The sequence below is a fragment of the Flavobacterium sp. UGB4466 genome (assembly GCF_903469665.1).
Taxonomy (GTDB): domain Bacteria; phylum Bacteroidota; class Bacteroidia; order Flavobacteriales; family Flavobacteriaceae; genus Flavobacterium; species Flavobacterium lipolyticum.
Genome location: NZ_CAGKLC010000254.1, coordinates 1 through 722 on the forward strand (window position 1 = coordinate 1; position 722 = coordinate 722).

The window sequence follows — 722 nt, forward strand, 5'->3', positions numbered from 1 at the left end:
TTGAAAAACCATTCCTGGATTGGGGTCAGCACAACAGCACCACTCACTTCACTTTGATCGCTAACCTGGGTGGTCAGCTCCATCAACCCTGCCAGATCTTCCAATACCGGTGTGCTTAACAACTGCTCTACTTTAAGTCTGTAACCCTGTTGCTTTAATCGGGCTACTACCTGAATTGACTTGATGGAATCTCCCCCAAGATTGTAAAAACTATCCTTGATACCAATGCCTTCTTTTTTCAATACCGCTGACCATACCAAAACCAAAACCTTTTCCTGTTCTGTTCCCGGTGCTACATATTCAACACCACTCGATAATCCCGCACCCTCAGGATTCGGTAATGCTTTTCTGTCTATCTTACCATTGGCCGTTAATGGGATCGCTTCGAGTTGAACAAAGTACGCCGGAAGCATATACTCCGGCAGCGACTGTTTTAAATAAGCTCGTAAATCACTTGCGTTCTGCTCGACATTAGAAACGATATACGCTACAAGTTCTTTCTCTGCTGACTCGTTCTCTCTGGCTACAACAACTGCCTGAGTTACAGCTTCATGTTTGACTAAAGCATGCTCTATCTCTCCAAGTTCTATCCTGTGTCCTCTTATTTTTACCTGATCGTCTTTTCGACCTATGAACTCAATGTTGCCATCGGGTAGCCAACGACCCAAATCGCCTGTTTTGTACAAACGCTCTCCTGCTCTAAAAGGATTTGTTATAAACTT

The 722-nt window shown here is 44.0% G+C and carries 1 protein-coding gene; it reads right to left on the reverse strand.

Translation table 11 applies throughout. From position 1 onward, the window contains the following. Positions 1 to 722: phosphopantetheine-binding protein (locus JO950_RS21945; protein ID WP_202704543.1), on the reverse strand; the 722-nt coding region annotated here is incomplete at both ends.